The 25559-nt window shown below is 43.9% G+C and carries 30 protein-coding genes and 2 pseudogenes; 29 read left to right on the top strand and 3 right to left on the bottom strand.

The genetic code is table 11. From position 1 onward, the window contains the following. Positions 1 to 68: 68 nt before the first annotated feature. The 27 genes and pseudogenes from ACJJII_RS15765 (at position 69) to ACJJII_RS15895 (ending at position 20856) form a co-directional block, all read left to right on the top strand. The gene (locus tag ACJJII_RS15765) at positions 69 to 455 is read left to right on the top strand and encodes a hypothetical protein (protein WP_444916864.1); all 387 of its coding nucleotides are present in this window, start codon (positions 69 to 71) and stop codon (positions 453 to 455) included. 237 nt (positions 456 to 692) lie between these two features. Then, positions 693 to 992 carry a hypothetical protein gene (locus tag ACJJII_RS15770; RefSeq protein ID WP_444916865.1) on the top strand — a complete coding sequence of 100 codons (300 nt, stop codon included), beginning with the start codon at positions 693 to 695 and terminating at the stop codon, positions 990 to 992. Positions 993 to 1065: 73 nt separating this feature from the next. Beyond that, a complete protein-coding gene (locus ACJJII_RS15775) occupies positions 1066 to 1458 on the top strand; it encodes a hypothetical protein (protein ID WP_444916866.1) in 393 nt (130 codons plus the stop codon). A 503-nt stretch (positions 1459 to 1961) separates the two neighbouring features. After that, positions 1962 to 2549, top strand: coding sequence for a hypothetical protein (locus ACJJII_RS15780; RefSeq protein WP_444916867.1), 588 nt, complete (start codon positions 1962 to 1964; stop codon positions 2547 to 2549). A gap of 122 nt (positions 2550 to 2671) precedes the next feature. Continuing rightward, positions 2672 to 3088, top strand: a complete 417-nt coding sequence (locus tag ACJJII_RS15785; RefSeq protein ID WP_444916868.1) for a hypothetical protein — start codon at positions 2672 to 2674, stop codon at positions 3086 to 3088. Beyond that, entirely contained in the window at positions 3036 to 3434 is a 399-nt protein-coding gene (locus ACJJII_RS15790) for a putative periplasmic lipoprotein (protein WP_444916869.1), read from the top strand. Before ACJJII_RS15785 ends, ACJJII_RS15790 begins: the two co-directional genes overlap by 53 nt. Before the next feature lie 91 nt (positions 3435 to 3525). Next, positions 3526 to 3831 carry a hypothetical protein gene (locus ACJJII_RS15795; protein ID WP_444916870.1) on the top strand — a complete coding sequence of 102 codons (306 nt, stop codon included), beginning with the start codon at positions 3526 to 3528 and terminating at the stop codon, positions 3829 to 3831. 90 nt (positions 3832 to 3921) lie between these two features. Beyond that, positions 3922 to 4404 (top strand): hypothetical protein, encoded by a 483-nt coding sequence (locus ACJJII_RS15800; protein ID WP_444916871.1) that lies wholly within the window; start codon positions 3922 to 3924, stop codon positions 4402 to 4404. Positions 4405 to 5393: 989 nt separating this feature from the next. Beyond that, complete coding sequence (locus tag ACJJII_RS15805) at positions 5394 to 5702, top strand: ankyrin repeat domain-containing protein (RefSeq protein WP_444916872.1); 309 nt, start codon at positions 5394 to 5396, stop codon at positions 5700 to 5702. A 93-nt stretch (positions 5703 to 5795) separates the two neighbouring features. Next, on the top strand, positions 5796 to 6233 hold the full coding sequence (locus ACJJII_RS15810; protein ID WP_444916873.1) for a hypothetical protein: 438 nt from the start codon (positions 5796 to 5798) through the stop codon (positions 6231 to 6233). Between the two features lie 133 nt (positions 6234 to 6366). Then, a complete protein-coding gene (locus ACJJII_RS15815) occupies positions 6367 to 6549 on the top strand; it encodes a hypothetical protein (protein ID WP_444916874.1) in 183 nt (60 codons plus the stop codon). A gap of 12 nt (positions 6550 to 6561) precedes the next feature. After that, complete coding sequence (locus ACJJII_RS15820; protein WP_444916875.1) at positions 6562 to 6765, top strand: energy transducer TonB; 204 nt, start codon at positions 6562 to 6564, stop codon at positions 6763 to 6765. Positions 6766 to 6890: 125 nt separating this feature from the next. Continuing rightward, a complete protein-coding gene (locus ACJJII_RS15825) occupies positions 6891 to 7256 on the top strand; it encodes a hypothetical protein (protein ID WP_444916876.1) in 366 nt (121 codons plus the stop codon). 975 nt (positions 7257 to 8231) lie between these two features. Continuing rightward, a complete protein-coding gene (locus ACJJII_RS15830) occupies positions 8232 to 8633 on the top strand; it encodes a hypothetical protein (protein WP_444916877.1) in 402 nt (133 codons plus the stop codon). Positions 8634 to 8723: 90 nt separating this feature from the next. Then, positions 8724 to 9227 (top strand): hypothetical protein, encoded by a 504-nt coding sequence (locus ACJJII_RS15835; protein ID WP_444916878.1) that lies wholly within the window; start codon positions 8724 to 8726, stop codon positions 9225 to 9227. Positions 9228 to 9314: 87 nt separating this feature from the next. Then, positions 9315 to 9800, top strand: coding sequence for a hypothetical protein (locus ACJJII_RS15840; protein ID WP_444916879.1), 486 nt, complete (start codon positions 9315 to 9317; stop codon positions 9798 to 9800). A gap of 597 nt (positions 9801 to 10397) precedes the next feature. Beyond that, positions 10398 to 10691, top strand: coding sequence for a DUF7660 family protein (locus ACJJII_RS15845; RefSeq protein WP_444916880.1), 294 nt, complete (start codon positions 10398 to 10400; stop codon positions 10689 to 10691). A gap of 156 nt (positions 10692 to 10847) precedes the next feature. After that, positions 10848 to 11015, top strand: a pseudogene (locus tag ACJJII_RS15850) (transposase); the annotation flags it as partial. Positions 11016 to 11100: 85 nt separating this feature from the next. Beyond that, positions 11101 to 11961, top strand: a pseudogene (locus ACJJII_RS15855) (IS3 family transposase); the annotation flags it as partial. Positions 11962 to 12018: 57 nt separating this feature from the next. After that, on the top strand, positions 12019 to 12465 hold the full coding sequence (locus ACJJII_RS15860) for an AgmX/PglI C-terminal domain-containing protein (RefSeq protein WP_444916881.1): 447 nt from the start codon (positions 12019 to 12021) through the stop codon (positions 12463 to 12465). Between the two features lie 89 nt (positions 12466 to 12554). Then, positions 12555 to 12908 (top strand): hypothetical protein, encoded by a 354-nt coding sequence (locus ACJJII_RS15865; RefSeq protein ID WP_444916882.1) that lies wholly within the window; start codon positions 12555 to 12557, stop codon positions 12906 to 12908. Positions 12909 to 13645: 737 nt separating this feature from the next. Further along, positions 13646 to 14248, top strand: a complete 603-nt coding sequence (locus ACJJII_RS15870) for a GDSL-type esterase/lipase family protein (RefSeq protein WP_444916883.1) — start codon at positions 13646 to 13648, stop codon at positions 14246 to 14248. A gap of 530 nt (positions 14249 to 14778) precedes the next feature. After that, on the top strand, positions 14779 to 15249 hold the full coding sequence (locus tag ACJJII_RS15875; RefSeq protein WP_444916884.1) for a DDE-type integrase/transposase/recombinase: 471 nt from the start codon (positions 14779 to 14781) through the stop codon (positions 15247 to 15249). Positions 15250 to 15736: 487 nt separating this feature from the next. Beyond that, positions 15737 to 16096 (top strand): hypothetical protein, encoded by a 360-nt coding sequence (locus ACJJII_RS15880; RefSeq protein WP_444916885.1) that lies wholly within the window; start codon positions 15737 to 15739, stop codon positions 16094 to 16096. Between the two features lie 1323 nt (positions 16097 to 17419). Next, the gene (locus ACJJII_RS15885) at positions 17420 to 17902 is read left to right on the top strand and encodes a GNAT family N-acetyltransferase (RefSeq protein ID WP_444916886.1); all 483 of its coding nucleotides are present in this window, start codon (positions 17420 to 17422) and stop codon (positions 17900 to 17902) included. Positions 17903 to 18047: 145 nt separating this feature from the next. After that, on the top strand, positions 18048 to 18293 hold the full coding sequence (locus ACJJII_RS15890; RefSeq protein ID WP_444916887.1) for a hypothetical protein: 246 nt from the start codon (positions 18048 to 18050) through the stop codon (positions 18291 to 18293). Positions 18294 to 19356: 1063 nt separating this feature from the next. Beyond that, positions 19357 to 20856: a vanadium-dependent haloperoxidase gene (locus ACJJII_RS15895; protein ID WP_444916888.1), complete on the top strand. Its 1500-nt coding sequence runs from the start codon at positions 19357 to 19359 to the stop codon at positions 20854 to 20856. 412 nt (positions 20857 to 21268) lie between these two features. Here the strand turns inward: ACJJII_RS15895 and ACJJII_RS15900 are convergent, their stop codons facing one another. The 3 genes from ACJJII_RS15900 to ACJJII_RS15910 all read right to left on the bottom strand — a co-directional run bounded on the left by ACJJII_RS15900 (position 21269) and on the right by ACJJII_RS15910 (position 23552). After that, positions 21269 to 21550 carry a 2TM domain-containing protein gene (locus ACJJII_RS15900; RefSeq protein ID WP_444894281.1) on the bottom strand — a complete coding sequence of 94 codons (282 nt, stop codon included), beginning with the start codon at positions 21548 to 21550 and terminating at the stop codon, positions 21269 to 21271. Between the two features lie 165 nt (positions 21551 to 21715). After that, positions 21716 to 22345 (bottom strand): maleylacetoacetate isomerase, encoded by a 630-nt coding sequence (maiA, locus tag ACJJII_RS15905; protein ID WP_444916889.1) that lies wholly within the window; start codon positions 22343 to 22345, stop codon positions 21716 to 21718. 76 nt (positions 22346 to 22421) lie between these two features. Further along, positions 22422 to 23552 (bottom strand): homogentisate 1,2-dioxygenase, encoded by a 1131-nt coding sequence (locus ACJJII_RS15910; protein WP_444916890.1) that lies wholly within the window; start codon positions 23550 to 23552, stop codon positions 22422 to 22424. Between the two features lie 273 nt (positions 23553 to 23825). Here ACJJII_RS15910 and ACJJII_RS15915 point away from each other — a divergent pair, with 273 nt between their 5' ends. Together ACJJII_RS15915 and ACJJII_RS15920 are read left to right on the top strand one after the other, a co-directional pair. Continuing rightward, positions 23826 to 24326: a MarR family winged helix-turn-helix transcriptional regulator gene (locus tag ACJJII_RS15915; RefSeq protein ID WP_282933355.1), complete on the top strand. Its 501-nt coding sequence runs from the start codon at positions 23826 to 23828 to the stop codon at positions 24324 to 24326. Positions 24327 to 24352: 26 nt separating this feature from the next. After that, entirely contained in the window at positions 24353 to 25543 is a 1191-nt protein-coding gene (locus ACJJII_RS15920) for an amino acid aminotransferase (protein ID WP_444916891.1), read from the top strand. The last annotated feature ends 16 nt before the right edge of the window (positions 25544 to 25559 follow it).

A 25559-nucleotide genomic window follows, 5' to 3' on the forward strand; every position in this document is an offset into this window, starting at 1 on the left:
CGCAGCTCCAAGTCCGCCCCTAAGCCGGGCGTTATGCATCTGAGATCGAAATCTAAGCTGGAGTAAGCATGAAGCGTCTTACACCATTAATTCATTTTAATATTGGGCTAGGGATTGTCCTAATCTGGTATTTCTGGCCGCCATTCATCGGCTACGCACAGAAATTGTCCAATCATCTTGCGGAAATTTTCGGCGGCGAATTTCTGACATTTGCAGGCCCGGCCCAATTCATGTTTTTAGTGATGGGGCTTATTACAGGTTATTTATTCAGAAAGGCCGCTTTCGGTCTTGCTTTATTGCAAGTTTTGCCTTCATTTGTATTGTTTGGGTTGCTGAACTTCTCAGATGCTCCATTTTACTTGAAACTACTTTACGGGGCTTCGCTTGTAGTCGCGTTATTATTGGGTGCATATTTGGGTGGGGCGGTTCGTCCTAGAGCTCCAAAAAAAGCATAACAAACGCAAGCAGTATGCTACGGCCCTTCGGGCCTCCGCGGGACGCCTAACGCTATGCACGTTTTGTGCGGGTCGCTGCGCTCCCAGTTTCGCGCAAAACGTGCACAGCATTGGTCGCCCCTGTTGCGGGCGTTATGAATTCATGAGAAATACTAAATCAATACTACTACTAGTTCTCTTGGGGCTGACCGCTTGTAGTAATAAGCCATCCAACGGTTTATGCGAGGAAATGTGCCTATGGTTGTCGGTATGTTTGAAAATTACTATGGCAAGCATGTTCAAGTTGTCGGTTATTTGTACAAACCGCCTAGAAGTAATGTTTTAGTATTAATCCCATCAAAAGATCATATTAATTTGCAGACACAGCCTCCAGCTAACGTATTGAGTTTACTGTTATTCTCTGACAAAGCAATTAGAAATGGCAGCGTTCACTCCGAGATGGAAGGGTGTATTGGTAAGACTACCTATGTGTCTGGGCTAGTCGGCATTTTTTCTGGGTTACCTGCAATTGAAGAGATTCGTGAAGTGGCGTGCTAAATTTATAACAAACGCAAGCAGGATGCTCCGGCCCTCCGCGGGATACCCAATGCTATTGCGGGCGTTATATGCAATGAAGAAAATCATTATTTCAGCATCTTTAATAATATTCGCAATATTAGTTAGTACGATTGTGTACTTTCTCAAATTTCTTCCTGGAAGTGATGCTGAAATTTTAGTGATATCCCAGGGCACCTTTAATGGGTTTCAGATAGGAGATTCAAAAAAAGAGATTATATCCAGAAATCCAGAAATGGAAATTAGCGCCTTCGGTGTAAAATGTCTGAATTGGTTGCCTGCTAATTCGGCAAAAGATGTAGTGGAAAGATGCTTCACTTCCTCGAATGAATGGAGTGTTAGTAAGCATGGAGAGTTTTGTTCAGAAAATAGAGATAAACATACTCTTTTGTATTTTCAAGAAATGAGACTAAGTAAAGTTGTTATTAGATGCACATATCCTATCTAGGTGCACATAACGAGTTACCGCATCCGACCACCTACACTTCGTTCGTTTGTGCTGTACGTTACGCTAGCACAAAGCTGCTCCATTCCGGTGGCGGTTGAAAAAGGTGTTATTGTTGTGGTCGGTTTTATTGATTTTTCGTGGTAACTGAAGGTTTAGTGTCACTAAAGAACAACCAGCATTGAGCAAATTTTGCTGGTTGCAATTCAAGCAGTTTCGTTCCTAGAGTGTTTGCTCAGGTGCGGTAGAAACCGGCAGTCCGCTGCAATTTCGCGGAGTGCCAATTAGATTGGAATTGGTTGAGGGAAGTGCGGTATTCTTCCCTCTTAAATATTGGGCAGGGGCCAGCCAAGCTGTGGCTGGCAAAGTGCCAGTAGGTAGTCCCGAGCGCGCCAGCCATAACCAGGCTAGTCAGGCTCGCTCACCCCCTTCGGGGCTGGGCTGGACAGCCTACGCTACGGCTGCCCTTGCTAGCGGCGTTAGGTACTTACATAGAATTTGAGCTTATGGATCAAGCAATAGATTATTCAGTAGTCGCTTTTGGAGAAACTGAAAGCAAAGATTTTCCATTAATTCTGGTGTTTGGTAGAGAGAGCAATGGAAGCAATAAGGCCATTCCTGGTGTCTCAATCTATGATGAGACGACCTCTTCTGGGTCATCCTTCTGGAATAGAGCCCTCACTTTTATGCAGCGTTGCGCCGAAACGAATCAACATCTAAGAAACCTGAGCATTCATAAAAACGCTGGACCTGTCTTATTTACAAACGCCTTCCCCCATCCAATACCTAACTCTGTTCTTGATAAAGACCACATTCGAGCCTCTATTGACCTTAAATCCATTGACAGTCACATAGAAGGCGTATTTGGTCTTGATGTCGTACAAAGAGTAAGAGTTGTTGTTTTCTCTACAGGCCCCGGTGAAAGGTTTGAGCCAGCACGAAAGCTGGTTAAAGAAGTCTGCTCTGTAAAAGGTATAACATTTGTAGAAGTTCCGTATTTTGCCAATCCGTATGTTACAAATAGCGATATAGACCAATCTATAAGTGTAGTAGAAAAGGAAAAAATAAAAGCCGTCATCACAAAATTTCTGTGAATCTACCATACAATCGTATTAAAATCGACTCATTACACGCTTGCTGGGTCGGCACAAGGCCAAAAAATACTAGCAAGCGCGTAATGGGCGCCTTATGCGGGCGTTATGCATACTAGATAATTATGGATATTGAAGAAACAGAAGAATTGGTTAAGAAAATGGACAGGAAACATCAAATATCGAGATGGGTAGCATTGCTACTAGGTATTTGGTTGTTTTCATTGCCTCTATTGCCAGATAACTTTCCGTACTTAAATTGGGTGCGAGCAGAAGATCCAAATACTTTATATACAATGCTAGGGGTATTCTTCTTTGTTTGGGCTATTGATAACTGGCGCTCTACAAAGGAGCTCAAAATTATCAAAAGCACACTCGCACTTGCAAAAAAATGCATAACAAAGCCATCAAAAATCGCGCGTTACGCGCGCTGGACTCGCAACAAATTGCTCGCCTTTCATGACGGTGTTATAAGCACAGAGATATTTTATGAATCGAATAGCAATATTATTAATTTTAGCTATTGGCCTTTCCGGTTGTGAAACCATATCAAATACTGTAGCTGATAGGGTAAGTGATAATGGCCAGCAACATGTCGCCATTGCTGTTCTCCTTGCGCAATATTACTGTGAAAATAAAGTCTGGCCACGAGAAATTTCAGAAGTACGTTCCTATCAGGAAGAGAAGGGTTTTCCACTTCCAGTTGAGGTAAATTGGCTTGCGCTTGATCATCCGGAGGTATCATTCAATGTTACCGAGCAAGTACTATTTAAAACACCTGAAATAAACAAAGAAATTGGTGACATTGCGGTTAGTTCTATTCACTCATTTCCGGTATGTCAAGGCGGCAATATTGAAGTAAAGGTTCATATTAACCTTGGCTCTTAACGCTTATAGCAAATTGGTCAATGATGCCTTCGGCTGGACTTCTTTGCGTTGCGCTTCAGTCGGCCCATTATCAAGGCGTTATGTGTAAACGATGAAGAAAGTATATCTCTACGGTTTTAATGGTACTTACTCGGGAGAATCGAAATACAACTGGAGTCCTCCCGAGAAAGGAGATAGTCATGACTGTCTTCTTTTTCTTCGGCAAACCGAAGAGGCAGTTAATTTCGAGGCCGCTACACTCGAAATTTCCAACTTCGGCTTTGAGGATGTTAGCGGACTAGAAGGTAACTGCCTAAAAGTCGAGGCTTTAAATTCTGACCTTCATAGAGAGTTTAGTGGTTTTTTCGAAAGTGCTCTTCAGGATGGTGGCTGCCTTGTATTCTACCCAAACACATAGCCAGGCCAGGCAGGCTCACCCAGCTATTAGCTGGGCTGGACGGCCTACGCTCTGCTTCGGCCGCCCCTGTTGGCAACATTAGGCATCAGAATGAAATTTAAGCTTCTTATTTCAATCATAGCTTTTGCTCACTTAACTGGATGCGCTTCCGCAATCGTATCTGGCGTATGCGCAGCGAACAAAGGCGAGAACGACCCTGCCGTTCGCACTTACGAGTTCACGGCCGAATTGTCCACGAAGAATGGCACGCTAACCAAGTCTGCAACGATGGAGTGCAAGCCATCGCATTACTATTGTGGCGGTGGAAGCTGGTATCCGTCCTTCCCAAAACGAGAAAATTCCGTATTCTCAATAGTGCTAGATCAGCAAAGAACTCTGAGTCTCTCTTACCCTGGTTGTGGTTACTCTGAGGGTGCTGGCATCGCCTACAAGGAAATTGATAACCTACCTATTTCCAAGCTTACCTATGATGAAGACACTTATCTTTTATCGCCATCAGAGCTTCGTCAGCGTACTTCCCTTGAAACTTATGGAGTAAGGCTGGATTCTTACAAAATTAGAGCGCGGAATTAGAAATGCCTAACAAACACATTAAACTCGTTCTGGCCGCGAAAAACTCGGCCTCCACTGGACAGCCTACGCTACGCTTCGGCTGCCGTTTATGTGGGCGTTATAGGTAGAAGGTTATGGAACCTGTAGACATCATTAGCAAATTCAATAGGATAAAATTAATTTGGATCGCAGTAACTGTACTGCACCTTGCTATTGTATTTCTACTAATAGGCTTAATGGATACCCTAGATGGAAACGCTAGAACTTACTCTGTATTTGGACTTCTTGCTCTTATTATGAGCTGGAGCGCGTATACACTTGTGAACTACCTTTGCCCATGTTGCGGGTCTATCCCCTTCCAATTTGAAGGGCATGGAGGTGTTGTCTTTAATCCAGACTCTTGCCATAGCTGCGGAGCAGAATTTAAGATTGAAAATCTATAACAAAGCCAGCCAGAGGGACGTAAACTCCCCTGTTAGCAGGCGTTAAGTTTCCAAAGTATGAATGACACAACACTAACAATACTTGCTGGTAGTTTCGAGTTCGGGCTTTTTGTTGCAATTATATTTATTGGTATCCAGCTTCGATCTACGAGGAATTTAGTCATTCCAGTACTGGGAGCTGTCACTCCATTCTGTTTGTTCATGCTTTATGGTTTGGTCCAGCACTATTTTCTAAATCAGTCAGAAAATAATATGCATATGGCAGGCTTTGTTATGGGTTTCATCCCATATATATTGTGCATTGTCGCTGGTATTATATTGGGGCAAGTCACGCCTCGACAGGTAGGCCCTATCGGGCGCTATTTTACAGGCCTTATTTTGGGGCCCAGTGCAGTGGCAATACTGCTAGCAAGCCTATGAGCTAAAAACTTAACAAGCCAAGCAGTTTGCGCCGGGCCTTCGGCCCTCTGTGGGGCGCACAAAGTTGGTCACCTCTGTTGACGGCGTTAAATGCAATGCGACCTTGATGAAATTTTCAGGCAGATAGAAAGTGTTCCGGATTTCTCAATGCATCAGATAGACTCGGTCTACTACCGAAATGGCTATGGAGATACTCCGTTGCATATAGCATCGTACCGGGGGGATTGTGAGGCGATAACCATTTTGATCGAAACAGGTGCTGATATAGACGCAATTGGAGTGTCCGGGTTTACTCCTCTTCACTGTGCCAGTCAGATGGATAATCCGGATGCCATTCGGCTTTTGGGAAGATTAGGGGCAAAAGTCATCAAAGATGTTGGTGGAGAATCTCCTCTAGAGTTGGCCCAATCCCTTGGCAATAAGAAGGCGACAAATGCCCTACGAGAAATCATTTAACAAATCCAAGCAGTATGCTCCGGGCCTACGGCCCTCCGCTGGACGACTTCCGCTTCGCTTTAGCCGCCCCTGTTGGGCGCGTTAGGTATCAATATGGAATTTGAGCTTTTAGATCCGTCTACCTCTTGGTCAAAGTTTAATTTCATGCTTTGGCTCTCATTGGCTGCATTTTTAGTCGTTTACCTAGGTGTACGTTTAGATGCTATAAGGAAGAGTAAAACTGTTAGTTTAGGTTTCACACTGCTTTTTAGCTCATCTCTCCCGGCAGCCCTTATTTATATGGGGTACAGCAATCACCTGGACAGCTTTTATTCAGTAAAGTTGGGACCAGCTAATTTTGTTGAGCTAGCTTATGTTTACCCTGAAGGAAAAAGAGTTGTATTGTCCAATGTGAGTGGCATAGTTAAGCCTCAACGAGGCAATGGCTGTACACTCGTTTTAAGGTCAGGTGGTGAGCTTTTTGAGAGTGTAATGGCTTCAAGTCGTGGTGTTTGTTCAGCAATAAAACACGCCTTAAGTACAAATACCTAGCAATCGTATCAAGTCGCTCGCTGGCTCGCTGGGGCGTCAAAACTATGCGGCGATTTAGTTTTGGAAGAGCCCTTAAGTTTAACAAAATCGCCGCGTATCTTTGCCGCCCCTTATGCGGGCGTTAGGAATCAGAATGAGTAAACAGCTAAAATTGTTGAATGTTAAAATATCAATATTGCTGTTACTGCTCGCTGGCTGCGCTTCGCGTCAAACTATTCCTGTTCGGGAAGCTCCAGAGTTACAAAACAAGTATTCAATTGGAATGGCGGAGTATCGTCCAAAGCAGCTTTTTCCAAGAAGTATGTTTGAAATTTAGCAAAATGGCTGGGTGTTGTTGAAAGTAGATATAAATTCGGAAGGAGTTACAGAAAACATAAGGTTTGTTGATTTTAGCCCGTACGAAGATTTTGTTCCGAGTGCAATAAAATATGTTAGTGAAACAAAATACAAGAAGTATAATGATACATATCGACTGGTACATGTTAAAGGCCACTTGCTACTCGTGAAGTTTAAGGTACATAAAAATTCCTAACAAGGTGCTGCAGCTGACGGCTTATTTTATACGCCTTTCGCGCAGTTGCTCCACTCCAGTTTTTACGCAAAAGGCGCATAAAGTAAGCCTCCGCTGCTCACAGCGGTAGGCCTCATGAGAGAACAATGAAATTATTTAAAATCATGCTAGTTTTCATCATTTTGGGTTTTATTGGCTGTGCTACAAGCCCACCTTCTTCAACTCTAAATATTCAGGCTGAAGTAAGGGCTGCATCACAAACCGATGAGCAACTATTCAGAGATGTTCTTTGGGCACCAGGCGGCGTAGGTTTCATCGATAAGGTTCTTTATCCAAACGCGAAATCCAGTGAATTGATAAAGATTGAAGTAATCACTCCGTACAAAGGAGAGGGCCAAGGAATTGAGCGTTGGCATATACAACATGATGGGAAAGATATAGTCACATATCTAGTTAAGCTAAACCCAGATGGTAATGGCGGCACATTCTTCGCCACTACGCCGGAAAGGTAGAGTAAATGTCTAACAAAGCCAAGCACGTTCGACAGCAAAGCTGGCTGGCCTACACTTCGCAGCTCCGTTTCGGCCCGTGTTGGCGGCTTTATGTGTACTGAAAGTTAAGGGTATGGCAGAGAATTACGTTCAGAACGAAGTTCCTTTATATGACCGTATAAAGAATATAGTTCTATCTGTAGGCATGGCAGTTCTTGGAACTATAGGACTAATTGAAAACGATCTTGCTGTTTCAGTATGCCGGCGTTGCGAGGAGGTATATCACTTTAGTGGTGTAGCTGTGATTGTAATGTATATTGCATTAATGCTTATGTGCGCATGCTTCGTAGCGGAGGTTATAGATCATTATGATAAAAGAAACAATGAATATGTATACCATAAGATCTCAAATTATACTTTGTTTCTAAGCATTGGCTTATATGTTCTCGCATTCTACCTTCAGTTTGGTCACACATAACAAGGCAATTAATTCGTTCCGGCCGCAAAAAACGCGGCCTCCACTAGGACAGGCTACGCGTTACTTCGCCTGCCCATTATCGCGACGTTTATATTTTATGATGAGAATACCGTTACTATTCAGCTTCTTACTTTACTCATCACTTGCGCTATCATGTGGGGATGATGACATATTGTCCTACTTGGAGTTCGAGCCTTCAAAACTCTCCGGTGAGGAGAACCTGATTCATGTTAAGCTCTCAGTACCATTAGTTTGGAAGCATATGAACCTTGCTGGGGCGACATTTGTAAGCCCGAGCGCGAAAATCGCGCTCAAGAATGCAGGGGAAGATACTGGCTTTCGCTCATAAAAGCTGAGTGGGTCAAAAGATTTTTTAGAGAAGTCAAAGTTTGTAGTGTTTTATGAGCCGCATATTCGTGTTGAAAGAAATAAAGACGAAAATGGCCATAGAGTATCTATGGGGCCTCTTTGTGAGATTTCATTCGATGTTCCACTACAAATATAATAATCACAGGCACATGACCGTTTTTTTGGCTGCTCCTATTAGTCGCACCAAAAAAATGGCATGTGCTGTAAGTGTTAAATGCAAGATGAGTAATTGCAAACTACCTGATGGGTGGGAACCAGAAATAATAAAAGAAGAAATTGTTGCTTCTGGCGATTGGTTTTATCAAGATGAAGTTAAATACTTTGCCAAACTAATCAAACAAACGTGCAATTATACTTCCTTCGAATTAAATGAAATGTATGATAAAGCAATTGGTCATGTCGGTTTTGAAGTAAGTGATGAAGGTGTAGTCTACTTTTGCCGATTCAAAAAAGGAGATAGCATAAATTACAGTGATCATTTTAGCGCCTACTTTTTGGCTAAAGATCACATAAATACATATAGATACAAATACGATATAACATGGTCATAAAGCTAGAATTTAACCTGATGCCTGCTAGCAGGCTGGCTCCGCGGGACGCCCGCAAGCGGTCGCCCTTGGCACGGCGTTAAAGGTACGTCAATGATTAGAGCCGTTCTCATAATAGCCTCTCTTAGCATAATGTCGGGTTGTGTTGGTTTGGCTGTTGGCACTTATGGGAAAAAAGAATGGGCTCGAACAGAGTTCAGTCTAGGGAATGAGAGAAATCAATTCTCATTCGAAAAGAGAGATTCGCCTTACTCAGAGATTGAAATTATCGAACGTTGGGGGAATCCTGATTCTGTAGATCAATTTGAGTATTGCAAAGTACTTAGTTATAAAGACGGAACGTCGTGGGCTGGTGCTGGAGCATTTGTTGGCATAGTACCAGTTCCGCTCGCAGTACCAACTGGAACGTATAAGTATCGCTTCTATCTTCGTAACAATACAGTTATTGGCTTAATTCAAGAGTGCGGAAAAATAGATCGTGCTGTTGGATATACGTGTGGTAGCAATGAGTGCGCGGCTAGCTCTGGTGAAAAGGTTAATGAGCCTGAGGTTGATCCCAAGGTGACGGTAACACAATGGTGTGGTAAGTCCTTTTAACAATCGCAGGCAGTTTGCTACGGTCCCCGGCGGGGCCTTCGCAGGACGCCCAATGCTTCGGGCGTTACGTTAAAAAATGGAGTAACAATGAATAAATTTGTATTGGTTTTTTTACCTTTTGTTTTAGCCGGTTGTGCTACAACCTATCAAGGACCTCAATCTGGTGAGATCGCAAAGATTAATTTTAAACTAAAAGAGGGTCTTAAAGATGGTCCTACTGTTTCAATGTTTGAGGGGCTAGAGTGTAATCCAAGCGAGTACGGAGAATATATCGGTGATCTTTGGGACGGAAACTGGACGGAGCCATCAACGCTTGAATTCACCGTGAATGTGCCTGCAAATAAACTTCTGTCTTTTGAGTTCTTTGATCGTACTGTATTTACTGGTGAAATGGTTATGGAGGGACAGTTCTGCCGGCATACATTTGCCTTTATCCCAGAGCCTGGTGCTCACTACACATTTATTTATGGGAATTGTGAATACAAGGGTGTGGTTACAGAAACCAAAGAAGAAATCACAACACAAAAGCCTACTGGGAAATGTCACAGTGGTAAGTATTTCGGTGCCTACTAAATCACGTAACAAAGCAAGGTACGGGATGCTTCGCATCCATACACGTGGCGTTGGACCTTCGGAGATTTGAAATGGACTTTCGAGTATTGGCTTCAATATTACCCGTTACACCTATGTTACTTATAGGCGCCCCAGTTGTACTCAAATTCACGGAGCAGTTAATGAGGGGGCACAATATCTGGCAAAATAATCTAATAATAGTTTGCTATATTTTTGGTTTCGTAGGTGTAATTGGTTTAGTTTTTGCGAGTCTCGAGCGAACCTACACAAACCCTATTCGCGCTAAACGCACTTTGAAGCTTTTAATCTTTGGGCTAGCTTCGGCCGTACTGAGTGTCATCCTCGTGCTGACCGCAGAGATAGGTAATAGGTTGATTCCTATTGTTGTAATATTCTGTGTTTCGAGTCCGTTTGTCACAGGGGTATACGTATTTCTCAGGCTCCGCCGGGTTGCCCGTGCCTAGCAAACACAAGCAGGATGCTCCGGCCCTCCGCGGGACGCCCAACGCTATGCACATTTTGTGCTGGTCGCTGCGCTCTCAGTTTCGCACAAAACATGCATAGCATTGGTGGCCCCTGTTACGGGCGCTATACCTTATGAAAGATTTAGCTAAGCTCGAAGACGAAGTACATAACGAAGAAACTTTCATTCTATTCTTGGAAGCCCTTGCTGCTGATAGACTAGATGAGGAAGAGCATGAGAAGGCCAGTCCAAGTAATCCACATGACCGAGGTCATAATGGATGGGAGCATGAGACTATTGGGCAGTATCTTGATGCGTCTGCTGCATGGGCAAACTCATCAATTAATGGTTTGCCACTCCTGCCTAAAGAGGTTAATCCTTGGAAACGTATGGCCCAAATATTACATGCTGGAAAAATATACGAATAAGGTATAGCAAGGCGAAGCAATTGGACCTCCGGCCGTTATGCGCGGCATTATGTGAAAGGCTTACCCACGTTTAGTAGACAGCCTGTATAGTTAGGTTTAGGTCTAACGCGGAGGTGTATCATGGGTAAGAAAAGAACTTAGGCGTATACAGAGGAGTTCCATAGAGAAGCAGTTAAGAGAGCGGAAAAGCCTGGAGTAACAACGGCTTCTGTGGCACGAGAGCTAGGCGTCAGCGCACAGCAGATCTACAACTGGCGTCGTCAATTTAATCGACTGTCTGATAAGCAGTTCAATAGTTTAGACGGTGTCGACTATTCCAAATAGGAAAGCGCTGAAGTTCGCAAGCTCAAGAAGGAACTGCATGAAGCTCGTCAGGAGGTTGAGTTTCTAAAAAGGCAGCTGCGTACTTTGCGAACCACCAAGAGTAAAGTACGCATTGATACAAGATAATGTAGGGTCATTCCCGGTTAGCTTGATGTGTCGGTGTTTAGAAGTCTCAAGATCGGGTTATTATCGATGGCGGGGGCGATTGCCATCTGCTCGCACGATTAGAAAGATACGAACAATCGAGAAAATCCGAGAGACGTCTGTTGAGTTTAAAGGTCGTTATCGTGCGCCTAGAATCGCTTGCGAGCTTCAAGAATTAGGTGAGCCATACTCGCGGAACTACGTCGCTAAGCTTATGCAACAGGAGCATATTAAAGCGAGAAACGGCAAAGGCTTTCGATATAGTCAGCCCGTAGAGGGGAGCATTAACGTCTTCGCCAACTTACTGAAGCGTTGCTTTGATGTGGATCGACCAAATTGCCGCTGGACCAGTGACATTACGTATATCCGGGTTCTGGAGAGGTGGCTATACCTCGCGGTAGTTATGGATCTGTACTCTCGTTGTATTGTAGGTTGGGCATTTGACTCGCAGATGACCGATGAATTGACACGTCGAGCATTGAAAATGGCCCTAGAGCGACGACCAATAAAGCCTGGACTGCTAGTTCACTCTGATAAGGGTGTGCAATATCGATCGCAGAAATACCAGGATCTCTTGTCCGAAAGCAAGTGCAAACCGAGTATGAGTCGCCCGGCTAACTGTTGGGATAATGCGGCAATGGAATCATTCTTTAGCAGGCTAAAAGTCGAGCTGGTCTATGCCGGAGCATTCGAAAGCGAAGAGCAAGCAAAATCTGAGGTGTTTGAATACATTGAGATTTTCTACAATAGGGTTCGTAGGCTCTCTGCATTGGGCTATGTAAGTCCAGCAGTGTGTGAGTGAAAATACGCATAGTTAGAGTGTCTGCTTTTTGTGGGCAAAACCAACAAAAGGAGAGTCATGAGACATTTGTTTTTGATTCTAAATCTCTTATTGGTCAATGCGACTTATGCGGAGATTTATAAGTGGATCGATGAAAACGGTAAAATTAGGTTTTCAGACAAGAAGCCTGCTTCAGCACAGGTCTCGATTATCAACGTAAAACAACAAAATAGATCTACACGAGATGAGCAGCCGATACAAAAAATTCTGGAGCAAAAAAAGCCTCTATTATTTCGATACTATAATGCAGCGTTGAAAACTGATCCTACAATTGAAGGCAGTGTCGATTTCATAATTGATATTGCTCCAAGTGGGGCGGTAATCAAAGCCAAGATCATTAGCACTCAAATCAATGATCAGAAGCTACTAAAGGAGTTTTTATCGGTAATAAAAAACGTTGATTTTGGGGCTAAAGATGTAAAGAATGCTCAGGTTAGGTGGTCTGTTCAGTTCTTGTCGATGTAATTGCATGACAAGAGTCGGCATGATCAAAAATGCTGTGCATTTTTTGGGTCTACGGTGCTTCGCACCTCCGGCCCGTGCGGCTTGGAGTAATGCTCGATAAAGAAGACTACTATTTTCGAGTTCGGTATAGAAAGCTTGATACGCAGTGTAAGCTTTCGAACGGTCTTCGGAGTGATTTAAAATTCGAATCTGACGCGGGAAACAGATATGTCTTTGCGCTTTATCCAGAATTCGAAACACTGCCTGATGAAAACATTGTAGGGGACGAGTGTGAAGCCCTGGGTGAAGATAGGGCCATTATTAGAAGGCCAATCTACGAGGATAAAGATGATTACTTCGACATGATTCGTGAAAGAGTTAAAGCAGGCCAAAGAGCATATTTGGTGGGTGGCTTGCATAAAGTTGCTGAGCTTGAAATTGTCGAAATCATCAACGAGATATAAGTGCATAACAAAGCTAAGCACGAACACCGGCAAAGCTGGCTGGACCTACATTGAAACTTCCCTCATCGAGTAGACGCCTACCTTTTGAATAGGGTAGAAAAAGTGCCGAAAATACGGAGTAAAGAGCGGGTTGTTGAATATTCAACGGAGTTTAACGTTAGAGTGGTAACTCTCACTAATTAACTGAAAGTAGATACGACTACTATCGCCAACATTATTGTTTTGCATCCAGTAATGGTGTATAGATGGCGACAGGAAAGTAGAAAAAACAAGCAGGTCGAGAAACTGCAAAAGGAGAATGATTTTCTGAAAAAGTGGGAAATGTACCTGAAAGGTTCAAAGCCGAAAGAGTCTCGTTTATATCTCTTAATCGACTGGACTTTGGTGTCAGGTACTTATGTAGATACTTGAATGTTTCACCCCAGGGGTTTTATAAGTGGTTCAATCTCGATGAGAGCTCTCGAGATATAAAAAATTGGCGAATTCTAGTTGTATAGAGGCTATCTATACGCTGCATGATGGTAATTATGGAAGTCCAAGTGTTACCGCAGGGCTTAAGGCTAAAAGAAGACATGGTTCACTTGGGTATAAAAGCCCAGATGAATATGAAAGAATGGCCGCATAAGATGAATATAATGTGGCGTCTACTTTAAGGGGGGGGAGGCTTTCCACCGTACTAGTTGTTTGCTCAATAAAATTGTTAATATGTCAAAATAGATGTGGTCGTATAGATTAATATGTTTATAAAAAAGATATTTTTTGTTGTTTTATTTACTTTGTTATCTGGATGTGGGAATGATAATAATCATACTTTGAATGAAGATGATATAATTCTTGCTTTTGGAGATAGTTTAACCGAGGGCGTTGGGTCAAAAGAATCTTCTTACCCGAAAATATTAGAGCAGCTATCAGGTGTTAAAGTTGTTAATGCTGGTATATCTGGTGAAACAACCAGTGAGGGGCTTGCTCGATTCTCGACTACTATTTTAAAATATAATCCAGCCTTGGTCGTATTGCTCGAAGGTGGAAACGATATTCTTAGAAATAAGAATCTAAAAAATACGAAACAAAATCTTTCATCCATGATAAAATTTGCTCAAGAGAACGGCGTTAAGGTTGTTTTGATTGGTGTTCCTGAGAAAAAACTTTTTTCGTCTAGCGCAAATTTATATGAAGAGTTGGCTGAAGAATTTAGTGTGCCCTTTGATGGGGAGAGTTTATCAAATTTGCTACGTCAACCAAAATATAAGTCAGATATGGTTCATTTAAATGATGAGGGGTATAGAGCTCTCGCCATCAATATACATGACTTATTAATTGATGAAGGCTATTTGAAATAGCCTGATAACTTTAACTATTAAATTTCGAGTGTTTTTCCCAAAACGTACAGCTAGCGCCAAATCCAGAGGATTGCCTTCGGTAGTCGCCGGATTTGGCGTTAGGCAGAAGACTTATCCACGTTTAGTAGACAGCCTGTATAGTTAGGTTTAGGCCTAACACGGAGGTGTATCATGGGTAAGAGATAAACTCAGGCGTATACGGAGAGGTTCCGCAACGGCTTCCGTGGCATGAGAGCTAGGCGTCAGCGCAAGGCAGATCTACAATTGGCGTCTTCAATTCAATCAGCTTTCTGATAAGCAGTTCAATAGTTTAGACGGTGTCGACTAGTCCAAACAGGAAAGTGCTAAAGTTCGCAAGCTCAAGAAGGAGCTGCATGAAGCTCGTCAGGAAGCTGAATCTCTAAAAAAGGTGCGGACCACCAAGAGTAAAGTGCGCACTGATACAAGAGCATGTAGGGTCATTCCCGGTTAGCTTGATGTGTCGGTGCTTAGAAGTCTCAAGATCGGGTTATTATCGATGGCGAGGGCGGTTGCCAGCTCCACGCACGGTTAGAAAGATACGAACAATCGAGAAAACCCGAGAGACGTTTGCTGGGTTTAAAGGTCATTATGGAGCGCCTAGAATCGCTTGCGAGCTTCGAGAGTTTGGTGAGCTATGCTCACTGAACTACGCCTCTAAGCTTATGTATAAGGAGCATATTAAAGCGAGAAATGGCAAAGACTTTCGATATAGCCAGTCCGTAGAGGGGAGCATTAATGTCTCCGCCAGCTTACTTAAGCGTTGCTTTGGTGTGGATCGATCCAATTGCCGCTGGACCAGTGACATTACGTATATCTGGGTTCTGGAGTGGTGGTTGTATCTCGCGGTAGTTATGGATCTGTACTCTCGTCGTATTGTAGGTTGGGCATTTGACTCGCAGATGACCGATGAATTGACACGTCGCACATTGGAAATGGCTCTAGAGCTACGACAAAAAAACTGGATTAATAGTCCACTCTGACAGGGGTGTGCAATATAGATCGCAGAACTACCAGGATCTCTTGTTTGAAAGCAAGTGCAAGCCGAGTATGAGTCGCGAGGCTAAGTAAGTCCAGCAGAGTATGAGCGAAACTCGCACAGTTAGAGTGTCTACTTTTTATGGGTAAGACCACAGTCCGAGTTACCATAAATGAACAAGAATTTGCACCTAAATGGAAGCAATTTGTTGTACGTACAGTAAGTATCAGTGGTAGATTTGCGGATGTTATTGAGTTCGTATGCAATGAGTTTATCGATTCGCGCCAAACGGCAAAGAAAATAATAAAGGCTAATGGTGCTCAGCGTGCTGTGCACGGAGAGAGTGAGGCAGCTTGGCATGTAGAGCATTATACTTAGCATGGTCTCAAGACGAAATACGAACTTGAAGATGAGCTATTGTAGCTGGATATGTCTCATAACATGCTGCTCAAGTGCACCCTGGGCCTTCGGCCCTCTGCGGGATGCTAGCTATGCAGCCACCCCTTAGTAAAAAGTTAAGTCTCAATATGGAATACGAGAGATATTCAAAGAGTGCATTCAGTTTGATACAGGATATGAATGAAAGATGCAGAAGATTCACAGAACTCGATCGTGATATTGGGGCTAAATTAAAGTGTATTATCGCTTACAAAATGCAGGAGATAATAGAAAACCTCAATCGTCATGGTCACTCTCTAGAGCGCAATATCTCTTTGGAAGGTATTGGTGAGATAGATTATTGTGAAGACCATGATGACCGAACGTGCGGCTTAAGAGTCGGGAGCACCGTAACAATATCTTCCGGCTACAATGGTGCAAGTGATTATCAAGCTAAAGAACGAGATACTTAACAAGTTTAAGCAGTAGTGTACTTAAACACTTACCTGCTAAAAGCGTTAACCCTCAAAACCAAGGAGTGGGAAATGAGCAACGTAAGAATCATTGCAGGATGGTTAATAATAATTTACTCGCATTTCATGACTCTTGGTTTACTATCTAGTTTCGTTATAATTTTGATCAATTCGGAGAGGCAATTGTAAGTCATCCTGCTAGCTTCCTCGGTGTTTCGGCGATATTCTTACTACTGTTTTCGATAATCAATGCCGTCGGTATCCTTGCGGGATATTTAGTAATTAAGGACTCTAGCATTGCTCAAAATTTAGCATTGCCATTTTCATAGGTGAGTATTTTCATTGTCCCAGTTGGCACATTGGTTGGCAGTTTTTATATATGGCAGTACCTAAAAGACCCTAAAGAGCACAGATGGTAAAGTTTCGACCTTGTGCGGGGCGAATTACCTGACACACATTTGAAATCCGAACTTTGTTCTCATCGTCGCACAAAGTTTGTATTCTTAGAATACTTACTTTTTATAGAGAAAATCAGCCTGAAGAGAGAAATACAACGAAAAAGTTGCGATATTCAGCGCCTTGTGTTTATCCGAATGCCTCATTCCCTCGATTGACCTGAGTAAAAAATCTAAGTACTTACATATCATCGAGCGATGTTAAAAGCCGGCTAAGCCTGCGTTTATATTTAAAGGGCGTTGTGCAGAACTTACGCGGTTTAATAATAGCGAACTATGCAAGAGTATCCAAGCACAGGCGTTAGAAGGTTTTCCTGATGGCTAGAAAAGTTACCTTTAAAATCGGAGTAATTTTGATAGGAAAAAGTTTGACAAGCTAGCCTTTGAGAAGCAGCGTACAATGCTATTTCCAGTAGGAGTAGGGACAGAGTTCTATTTCACAAAGCTTGTACACCATGGTTGGGGTACTATTGGGTACTATTGGGAGGTATTGGGTTGTTCGATGAGTGATATCAATCCATGGCTAAGATGTTGATATAGAGTTGCCATCGCTAATTTATGTGCACTATAAGCCATATTGGTTTGTAGGATGCTATGAGGCTTTATCTGGTGTAAGTCCTAATTTTCTAGTTCCATGCGATGAAGAAACTTAAGAAATCATTAAATAATGCGCTTTCGGGTAGCTAGTCTTATCGGACCGGTTGAATATGTATCCAAGAATGATGTTCTATAACACGAGATGATTATGAGCTACAGGCAAGGAAAAAAGGATGATAGTCACCGTATTGCAGAGCTTGACTATATGGCTTCCGGTGGAGTTGTGGAGTACTTATTTCATGATCTAGTGCCTGGTATGTCAGCTATATAATTGCTATCTGCTGGATTAAAGCAAGATGTATATCCACATACGTTCCGTAGCTGCATTGTTGCAGAATCTGATCATGAGATTGTTGGTATGGCGCTTTCATATCCCGCGCAGTTCCACTGTATAACTGACGAGCTAATAAATTTTCTGCCGGCGGATCGTTTAAAGAGGTTCCGTGAATTCTATTCCAGCAGGGTTGAGGGGAGTTACTTTCTCGGCGCTATGGGCGTTGGTGAAAAAAACAGGAACATAGGCATTGGCAAAGCTTTACTGGAGCGAACGAAGAGCAAAGCTATAGGTGAAGGCTACAGTGAACTAAGTCTTATCGTATTTTCTGATAATACAGCGGCTATTCATCTTTATGAGTACCGTGGTTTTACTGGTATTAAGAGTATTAAATTGGAGCCACATAAGCTAATTTCGCATGATGGAGGTTGTATATTAAGGTGTGTGAATTGTAAGAAATTGTATCGCGATACCTATTAAGAGTGTTCCATGCTTTGGGGGGGCACTGTATTCGGCGCATTGTGCATCGCCGTTTACGGTGATATTAGAGAATAAAAAGTGTGAAGATAGTTATCGCTATAGTTAAACCTGCACATGACTTTAGCATTTGCTAAAAGAGTTATTCATGAAAGAAAACCTTGATCAGTTAATAGATAATAGAGAAGGCTCACTAATAATGACATTTGCTTTTTACTCCCTAACTCACAATGATCCAAGTGATTGGGATAAACTTTCAGGCGAATTGAAAAATGGTGAAATAGGCAATATTTGTCAGAAATACATAGATACTAAAGGTGCTCAGTACCTTATGGAAGCGGGTGAGATGCTTGCAGGTAAAAATTGGTACACAGCTCTTGGAAGAGCATTTTGAATGTTTGTTATTTTAAGTTAGCATAAAAGTTGTAGTGTATCAAAAAGATGTTAAGTATTGCAAATTAAAATGAAACTATTTTCCTTAGATTTAACTCTGCCCGCACTCGAAAGAAAATAGTTCTCGATAAAGCTGAAACCAATCCATTGTTAGTTAGCTTGTTTCTGGAAATTACTATAAGCGATTCTTCCAGAGCCTTTCAGATGTGTATGTAGTATTTTCACCTTAGAGCTTCGTTTAACAGTATATTGTGCTGCCAAGGATTGCACTAAAGTATGAGGCTGTCGCTCATAAAGTTCTTCTATCTAATTATTTTTACTCCCTTTGATGGGTGGCTTGTTGTTCCGATCTATTCAGTGTGCTTGTTCAAGAAATATCAAATAAGTGCCTGCAATTTCCTAGTAAATATAATTCTAGTAGAATAAAATCAAACGGTTGGTGCTTTTGTATATGGCTTTGATGGCAGCTGCACGCTATCCGTATTCGAGTTAAGTGGGCTTTAATTATTTGGGTGCTCACAAAATAAGACAAGTAAATCCGATATCAGTAGAAGGTATAATCTAAGTAACTGAAAGGAAAAGCGTTGGTTTTATAGTGTTAAATGCTGTCGCATTAGTGATTTTGTTACTGTTTGTGTTGGGCCAGTTAGTGTTTGTGGAGTGTATATATTGGGTGAGGCCCTTTTAAATTCAAAAAGTATTCGCTAAGGTGTAACTTTTTTGACTTTGCAGTTTGTTAAAAGAAAAAATGGATTGTTGGTTTTTTAAAAGAGTTCGCTATTAATTTGAATCTCAAAAAATTACTGTTTCTGTGAGCTGGTATCTTTACAAGTAATTACTTTGCAAGTAGTTTTATTAGCTTGCCTTAATTGTTGTTTTTTAATATTGGTTCTGATAATGCAAGTGCTGTCGGCACTAAAAAATGTCAGGAATTATGGTCATTTACAATTGAAATGGGGGTCGAACAGTTTGTTTTAAAGTGTTTTTAGGTGTTTATCATTAGAAAGTGATCGGTGGTTGGGATGCTACATTGGTCACATGGATATAGCAAAAAGGAAAATCCAATGCTAAAAGATGTAACTTATAAAAAAGCTTTAAAAAGTATTATAGGATTAGTATTTGTTTCAGCAAGTTGGCAAGCACAGGCCATCAGTTGCCCTCAGTTAGAGGACGTTTCATTGCCTCCAAAATGTAGCTCTGAAGAGCTTGGAACTTGTAATGTTGCGGTACAAAATATAATCCCAGCTGCAGCCTGCGCAATCTTCGAAGTGTCTCCGGCTGCAAATGATGCGACGTTGGTACTCCGTTTTACAGCGCTTATCACTAACTCCTGGTTTGATGCAACAGCACCTTATCATCCGACAGCAAAGGGAGTTTACTCAGATATTAGTCGAATGACAGAGCCGACAGATAATACTGAGTTAAATATTGCATTGACCTATGCTTCCCACAAAGTACTAAGTGGTTTATTTCCCCATTTGGTATCTGAATGGGATGATATGCTAATTGAGCTAGGGCTAGATCCTGAAAATATTTCAGAAGATACGACGACACCAATTGGTATAGGAAATTATGCTGGTAGAAAAGTTCTGGAAGGGCGTGTCAATGATGGGATGAATCAGTTAGGTAATGAAGGTAACCAGCTTTATCATCGCTTGCCTTATGCCGATTATACTGACTTTAAACCCGCTAATTCTGCCTACAAGCTGCGTTTTCCATCAAAATGGCAGCCGGCAGTTTTAATGGAGCGACCAGGCGTATTTCGGGTTCAGCAGTTCGTCACTCCTCAAATCGCATTGACTACGCCCTACAGCTACGAATCTCCTGATGAGTTCACTTCACCAATACCAATTAAATCCAAAATTTGGAACTACCCCAGTTACGTAGCGCAAGTAAATGATGTATTGGCTACATCAGCGAATTTAACTGATGAGCAGAAGATGAAAGCCGAGCTATTTGATATGAAGATATTCAGCTTAGGCTTCGCTGCCGTTTTTGCATCTGAATCTCAAGGTTTATCTCTGATGGATTTCATACACTATGACTTCCTGACTAATATGGCAGCTTTTGATACTGCTATTGCTATCTGGAAGGAAAAGCGTCGCCATAACTCAGTAAGGCCTTTTTCTGCTGTTCGGTATATTTATAAGGATGAACCTGTAACGGCTTGGGGTGGTGCTGGAAAGGGAACTGTGAATGATTTACCCGCCAGTCAGTGGACTAGCTATCTGCCTGTAGCTGATCATCCCGAGTATCCCTCCGCATCAGCTAGCTTTTGTGCTGCGCATGCCGAGACAAGCCGCTTGTTTTTACCTCAAGGCGATACTTTGGGATATTCTGTAACTGCGCTGTCTGGCAGCTCTCAGATTGAACCTGGTGTAACACCACAAACTGACTTGAATCTATATTTTCCTACCTGGACTTCATTTGAAGAGGACTGTGGTAACAGTCGTGTATGGGGAGGTGTACACTTTGAGCCTTCAGTACCTGCAGGGCAGGCGATAGGTCATCAAGTGGCACATCGTGCTTTTCAGTTTTACCTTTCAAAATTAGAAGGTAACTAAGAGAGATGAAGTGAGGCAGAAGGCTGGCTAATTGATCAACATAGATCCAATTAGTATCTTCTGCCTTATTTGTATGTTAGAGGCTTCTATTCTGGGCTGAAATGAATCCCTAATTATCATTATACGACTCCTAATTTCAACCAAGGAGGACATGGCGGCTGTGATTTCTATGCAGTAGTTAATGAAGGTAGCTTATTTGGCTAGTGGAAAGGTTATTTCTAGTTTTATGTAAAGTTTTATATAAGAGGCTAGAACAGAAAGAGGTTGGAAATACTTATTTTGAGAAGCCCTATGGTTGTGACACGGTTTTTGGGAATATGAACGAGCATTACTTTACTAAGGGGCTGCCTGTTTTTGTTGTTGTCGAAGTTTTGGTTAAAGAAAAATTGGTGATAAAGCACTTTAAAACCTTCTATTTACGTCCCATTCTCTTATCTACCTGCTTTCTCTCCCAATCTTCACCAAAGAAATTAAATAAATTGAAGGTGCTAATTGCATGGGAGGCGAGGCCTATACCCCAGCCAAATGCCGCCCAGAGTGACCATAAGTATCCGGGGGCGAGTATTAAGTTGGCAATTACTAGCCCCGAGATAACTAATAAGTAGGTGATTAGGTGTTGGTAAAAGCTCTTCAGCTTTTTGACATGCTCAATGACTTCTTTTTCTTTGGGGGAGATCTGATCTTGGGAGTTCATATTGATGACCTCGGCTGATTAGCTACAGCAGTGGGGAATATCATTATTCGAGTTATTTTTAAGTTTGGATAGAGATATTAACCACAGCCAATGACATGTGGCAAGTAGTGAAATTTTCGAGTGTATGAAGGATGCCCGATGAGACCAGGCATCCATAAAAGAGTACTACACAATACAGTCTGGTTGTTCTGAAGGGTGGGCTTTAATAAAGGCCGGCAGTTCATTGCAAGCGTCTGTGATTTTCTGGATTTTGGGGTACTGGGTCATATTCAGGCCAAAGCGTTCCGCACTGTATACTTGTGGGAGTAAGCAACACTCGAACAACCCTGGATTGTCTCCAGCGGCGAAAGGCGCGGGCCTTAATTGCTTCTCCAGTGCGGAGAAGCCCAGGTGTATCCAGTGCTGAATCCATTGAATTTTTTGCTCATCACTGACTTTGAGTTCAGCCTGGAGGTACTGCAGAACCCTGAGGTTCTGTATAGGTTGAATATCGCTGGCAATACTTTGCGCGAGCGCGCGGATATGTGCGCGGGCTTCAGGAGCCTTTGGAAGTAGCGCTGGTCCTGGATGGGTTTCATCCAGCCATTCCAAAATGGCGAGGGATTGGGTGAGACTGGTTTCGCCATCATTCAGGGTTGGCAGTAGCCCGTGTGGATTCAACGCGCGGTAGTCGTCTCCGTGCTGATCTCCCTTGAGCAAGTTTACCGGGTGATACTCGTATTCCAGGCCTTTCAAGTTGAGCCCGATACGCACTCGGTAGCTGGCGGATGAGCGAAAGTATCCGTAAAGGTCCATTCTCTTTCCTTTTCTTTGTTTTGGCGTTTGGCTGTTTGATTGTCAGCCTTTTTGGTGTTGTCTGGATGCGCTGTATTCACTTTGGCTTCCAGGAGTTTACATAATCTGTTAGCTCCACGGCATGGGCATCCGGGAGAATATCCCAGGGGGTGCGGCTGTCGATCATTACAGCAACTTCATCGGTTTCCTTGCGCGCATGCCGGGCCCCGGTAGCAAATGCCTTGGGGTGGGGGCCGTGGGTAAATCCCATGGGGTGGAGGGTAAGCATCCCCGGATGAATATTGTCGCGGCTAAAGAAGTCACCACGGTGATAGAAGATGAGTTCATCAAAGTCATCATTGTTGTGAAAGAAGGGGACTTTGAGTGCGCCCGGGTCACTCTCAATCGGGCGAGGTACAAAAGTCGCTACAACAAAACCTTGTGCGATAAAGGTGGTATGAGCCGAAGGGGGTAGGTGGTAGCGGTGGCTCATCAGCGGGCGTATATCGCGCCAGTTGATGCGAACGGCCAGGTTGTCCCCAGTCCAACCACAGGCGTCCAGTGGGTTGAAGGGGTAGGTAATGGTCGACAGCTGTTGCCGGGCTTTAACCACAACCCGCCACTCATCATCGCCCTGTTGATCGAGAAAGGCTTTATCTATACGAGGCACATCCAGCATCGCCTGGTCAAAAATTGCATTGGGGCCAAGGATGCCTTTTTCGGGGAGCTGAAAATGGCTGCCTATCGCCTCCACCATCAATAGTTCCAGTGGCTCATCCTCGGTCGGCGTCAGGCGCCATAAGGTGCCGCGGGGCAGCAGGATATAGTCTCCATCGCGAATAGAGAGATGGCCAAAATCACAGAACAAGTCGCCGCTCCCATTGTGTATAAACAGGAGTTGGTCGCCGTCAGCGTTGCGCACCAGATGATCCATAGGCTCCCGGCAGGTCCAGAGGGCGACCTGACTATCCTGGTTTCGCAGGATCGGCTTTTGATCCCAGGGGCTTGTTCCTTTGTGCTCCATTTGCGTGGCATCAAAAGCGTGGGGACGCAGTGGACCTTCGAACTGACTCCAGCCGGTGGGGGGATGGCGGTGATAGAAGTGGGTGCAGGGCCCAAAAAAACCCTCTTTGCCCATTTCCCTTTCAAAGCTGTTAGGTGGGAAATCTGCATGGGCTTGGCGGCTTGTATTTCCTTCCGTTCGCGGAAAGCTGATCCACTGTTTCATGGCGTGGCCTCGCTTCTGTGCGGATGGTTCGAAGGTGTGGCGAAAAATTGAGCATCTCAGCGCCACTTACACGCAAATTTCTTGCGCCATAGACCCAATTAGTTCGCAAATATGGCGCAAAAAAACCTATACTGTCCGGCCATTTTTTCGTATGGCCCGGTAACTTTTCCAGAAAGTATTTGTGCCGATAGTGGTTACAATTGAAACCAATGTTAGTTAAATTGAGTATCAGGTACAACCGGGACACCCGAGCAGGCAGGTTTGAGGGCAGCTATGACAATCGAACAAAACACGCGACCCACCGTTGTTGAGAACGACGAGCTGCGCCTCGAAAAGTTCTTACCCTACCGCCTCTCGGTACTTTCCAACCGAGTGAGTAATGCTATTGCGCAAGCTTATGGTGCGCGCTTCCACCTCACCATTCCCGCTTGGCGGGTGATGGCAATTCTGGGTCGTTTTCCCGATTTATCTGCCGCCGAGCTGGTTGAGCAGACGGCGATGGACAAGGTCGCAATCAGTCGGGCCGTCTCTTCTCTGTTAAAGAATGACTACATTACACGCAGTGAAGATCCCGGTGACCGGCGCCGGCAAGTGCTGAACCTGTCGGAGTTGGGGCGTGATATTTATGCTCGCATAGTGCCGCTGGCCCATCAGTACGAGAATGACTTGATGGCATCCCTCTCCACTGAGGAGCGGGAACAACTGGATAGCATTATTGATAAGTTAATGGTACGCGCGAAGGAATGGTCTGAGCGCGGCCTCGTTGATGAATAAATGAGATAACTAAGAGGAGTTTTCAGATGTTTGAGCATTTAAACAGCCTTCCGCCAGATCCGATTTTGGGCCTTTTGGCCAGCTACCGCGCGGATGAAAACCCCAGCAAAATTGATCTCGGTGTGGGCGTCTACAAAGATGAGGCAGGCCATACCGCTGTCTTGCAAGCCGTCAAGGAAGCCGAAACCCGCTTATTGCAGGGTGAGGAAACCAAGGCCTATATCGGCCCGGCCGGAACTCCAGGTTTCAACACAGTCATGCAGGAGCTGGTACTGGGTGCCGGGCACCCCGCGTTGGTGGGCGGTCGCGTTCGCTCAGCCCAAACTCCCGGTGGATGTGGTGCTTTAAGAGTTCTGGCGGAATTGATTAATCGCGCCAAAGCTGGGGCAACCGTGTGGGTGAGTGACCCCACTTGGGCTAACCATGTGCCGCTTCTGGGTAATGCGGGCTTGCAAATCAAGAGCTACCCCTACTATGACCGCGCTACCAGCAGTTTGCAGTTCGACAAAATGGTCGAGACTCTGAAGGATGTGGGTGAGGGTGATGTTGTTCTTTTCCACGCCTGCTGTCATAACCCCTGTGGCGCGGACCTGTCCCGTGAGCAGTGGAAAGTGTTGGCAGAAATGGCGCAAAAGCAGGGCTTCACGCCGTTTATCGATATGGCCTATCAGGGCTTTGGCGAGAGCCTGGAAGATGACGCCTACGGCCTGCGCTTGATGGCTGAATCTGTTCCAGAAATGCTGGTCGCGGCTTCCTGCTCGAAAAATTTTGGCCTCTATCGCGAACGTGTCGGCCTGGCTATGGTGATTTATGCGAATGGTGAAGCCGCCGATAAAGGCCATAGCCAGTTGCTGAGCGCTATTCGTGGCAACTATTCCATGCCACCTTCCCACGGTGCTGCCATTGTAGAATCTATTCTTACTGATGCGGGACTGAAAGCGAACTGGGAAGCTGAGCTGACCGAAATGCGCGAGCGTATTAACGGTTTGCGTGCTGGATTGGTAGAAGGGCTCGCCGCAGCGGGTGCTGCCGGTGAGTTTGGCTTTATCCGCCAGCAGAAAGGGATGTTCTCATTCCTGGGTATCAATCCCGAACAGGTACAACAGCTGCAAAAGGACTATTCCATTTATATGGTGGACTCGAGTCGCATCAGTATTGCCGGCCTGAGTTCCAATAATATGGAATACTTCTGTAAGGCTGTTGCCAGCGTGCTGTAAATTCGGCACATTTGGG

Source organism: Microbulbifer maximicatervae (SeqCode) (assembly GCF_052467825.1).

What these genes read in the sequence shown, in the direction of transcription:
- ACJJII_RS15890 (WP_444916887.1), top strand. Translation starts at nt 18,048, where the DNA reads ATGAAAGAAAACCTTGATCAGTTAATAGATAATAGAGAAGGCTCACTA.
- ACJJII_RS15770 (WP_444916865.1), top strand. Translation starts at nt 693, where the DNA reads ATGGTTGTCGGTATGTTTGAAAATTACTATGGCAAGCATGTTCAAGTT.
- ACJJII_RS15830 (WP_444916877.1), top strand. Translation starts at nt 8,232, where the DNA reads ATGACCGTTTTTTTGGCTGCTCCTATTAGTCGCACCAAAAAAATGGCA.
- ACJJII_RS15775 (WP_444916866.1), top strand. Translation starts at nt 1,066, where the DNA reads ATGAAGAAAATCATTATTTCAGCATCTTTAATAATATTCGCAATATTA.
- ACJJII_RS15805 (WP_444916872.1), top strand. Translation starts at nt 5,394, where the DNA reads ATGCATCAGATAGACTCGGTCTACTACCGAAATGGCTATGGAGATACT.
- ACJJII_RS15895 (WP_444916888.1), top strand. Translation starts at nt 19,357, where the DNA reads ATGCTAAAAGATGTAACTTATAAAAAAGCTTTAAAAAGTATTATAGGA.
- ACJJII_RS15880 (WP_444916885.1), top strand. Translation starts at nt 15,737, where the DNA reads ATGCAGCCACCCCTTAGTAAAAAGTTAAGTCTCAATATGGAATACGAG.
- ACJJII_RS15860 (WP_444916881.1), top strand. Translation starts at nt 12,019, where the DNA reads ATGAGACATTTGTTTTTGATTCTAAATCTCTTATTGGTCAATGCGACT.
- ACJJII_RS15865 (WP_444916882.1), top strand. Translation starts at nt 12,555, where the DNA reads ATGCTCGATAAAGAAGACTACTATTTTCGAGTTCGGTATAGAAAGCTT.
- ACJJII_RS15900 (WP_444894281.1), bottom strand. Translation starts at nt 21,550, where the DNA reads ATGAACTCCCAAGATCAGATCTCCCCCAAAGAAAAAGAAGTCATTGAG.
- ACJJII_RS15910 (WP_444916890.1), bottom strand. Translation starts at nt 23,552, where the DNA reads ATGAAACAGTGGATCAGCTTTCCGCGAACGGAAGGAAATACAAGCCGC.
- ACJJII_RS15765 (WP_444916864.1), top strand. Translation starts at nt 69, where the DNA reads ATGAAGCGTCTTACACCATTAATTCATTTTAATATTGGGCTAGGGATT.
- ACJJII_RS15785 (WP_444916868.1), top strand. Translation starts at nt 2,672, where the DNA reads ATGGATATTGAAGAAACAGAAGAATTGGTTAAGAAAATGGACAGGAAA.
- ACJJII_RS15920 (WP_444916891.1), top strand. Translation starts at nt 24,353, where the DNA reads ATGTTTGAGCATTTAAACAGCCTTCCGCCAGATCCGATTTTGGGCCTT.
- ACJJII_RS15815 (WP_444916874.1), top strand. Translation starts at nt 6,367, where the DNA reads ATGAGTAAACAGCTAAAATTGTTGAATGTTAAAATATCAATATTGCTG.
- ACJJII_RS15780 (WP_444916867.1), top strand. Translation starts at nt 1,962, where the DNA reads ATGGATCAAGCAATAGATTATTCAGTAGTCGCTTTTGGAGAAACTGAA.
- ACJJII_RS15835 (WP_444916878.1), top strand. Translation starts at nt 8,724, where the DNA reads ATGATTAGAGCCGTTCTCATAATAGCCTCTCTTAGCATAATGTCGGGT.
- ACJJII_RS15795 (WP_444916870.1), top strand. Translation starts at nt 3,526, where the DNA reads ATGAAGAAAGTATATCTCTACGGTTTTAATGGTACTTACTCGGGAGAA.
- ACJJII_RS15870 (WP_444916883.1), top strand. Translation starts at nt 13,646, where the DNA reads ATGTTTATAAAAAAGATATTTTTTGTTGTTTTATTTACTTTGTTATCT.
- ACJJII_RS15810 (WP_444916873.1), top strand. Translation starts at nt 5,796, where the DNA reads ATGGAATTTGAGCTTTTAGATCCGTCTACCTCTTGGTCAAAGTTTAAT.
- maiA (WP_444916889.1), bottom strand. Translation starts at nt 22,345, where the DNA reads ATGGACCTTTACGGATACTTTCGCTCATCCGCCAGCTACCGAGTGCGT.
- ACJJII_RS15840 (WP_444916879.1), top strand. Translation starts at nt 9,315, where the DNA reads ATGAATAAATTTGTATTGGTTTTTTTACCTTTTGTTTTAGCCGGTTGT.
- ACJJII_RS15915 (WP_282933355.1), top strand. Translation starts at nt 23,826, where the DNA reads ATGACAATCGAACAAAACACGCGACCCACCGTTGTTGAGAACGACGAG.
- ACJJII_RS15825 (WP_444916876.1), top strand. Translation starts at nt 6,891, where the DNA reads ATGAAATTATTTAAAATCATGCTAGTTTTCATCATTTTGGGTTTTATT.
- ACJJII_RS15800 (WP_444916871.1), top strand. Translation starts at nt 3,922, where the DNA reads ATGAAATTTAAGCTTCTTATTTCAATCATAGCTTTTGCTCACTTAACT.
- ACJJII_RS15845 (WP_444916880.1), top strand. Translation starts at nt 10,398, where the DNA reads ATGAAAGATTTAGCTAAGCTCGAAGACGAAGTACATAACGAAGAAACT.
- ACJJII_RS15790 (WP_444916869.1), top strand. Translation starts at nt 3,036, where the DNA reads ATGAATCGAATAGCAATATTATTAATTTTAGCTATTGGCCTTTCCGGT.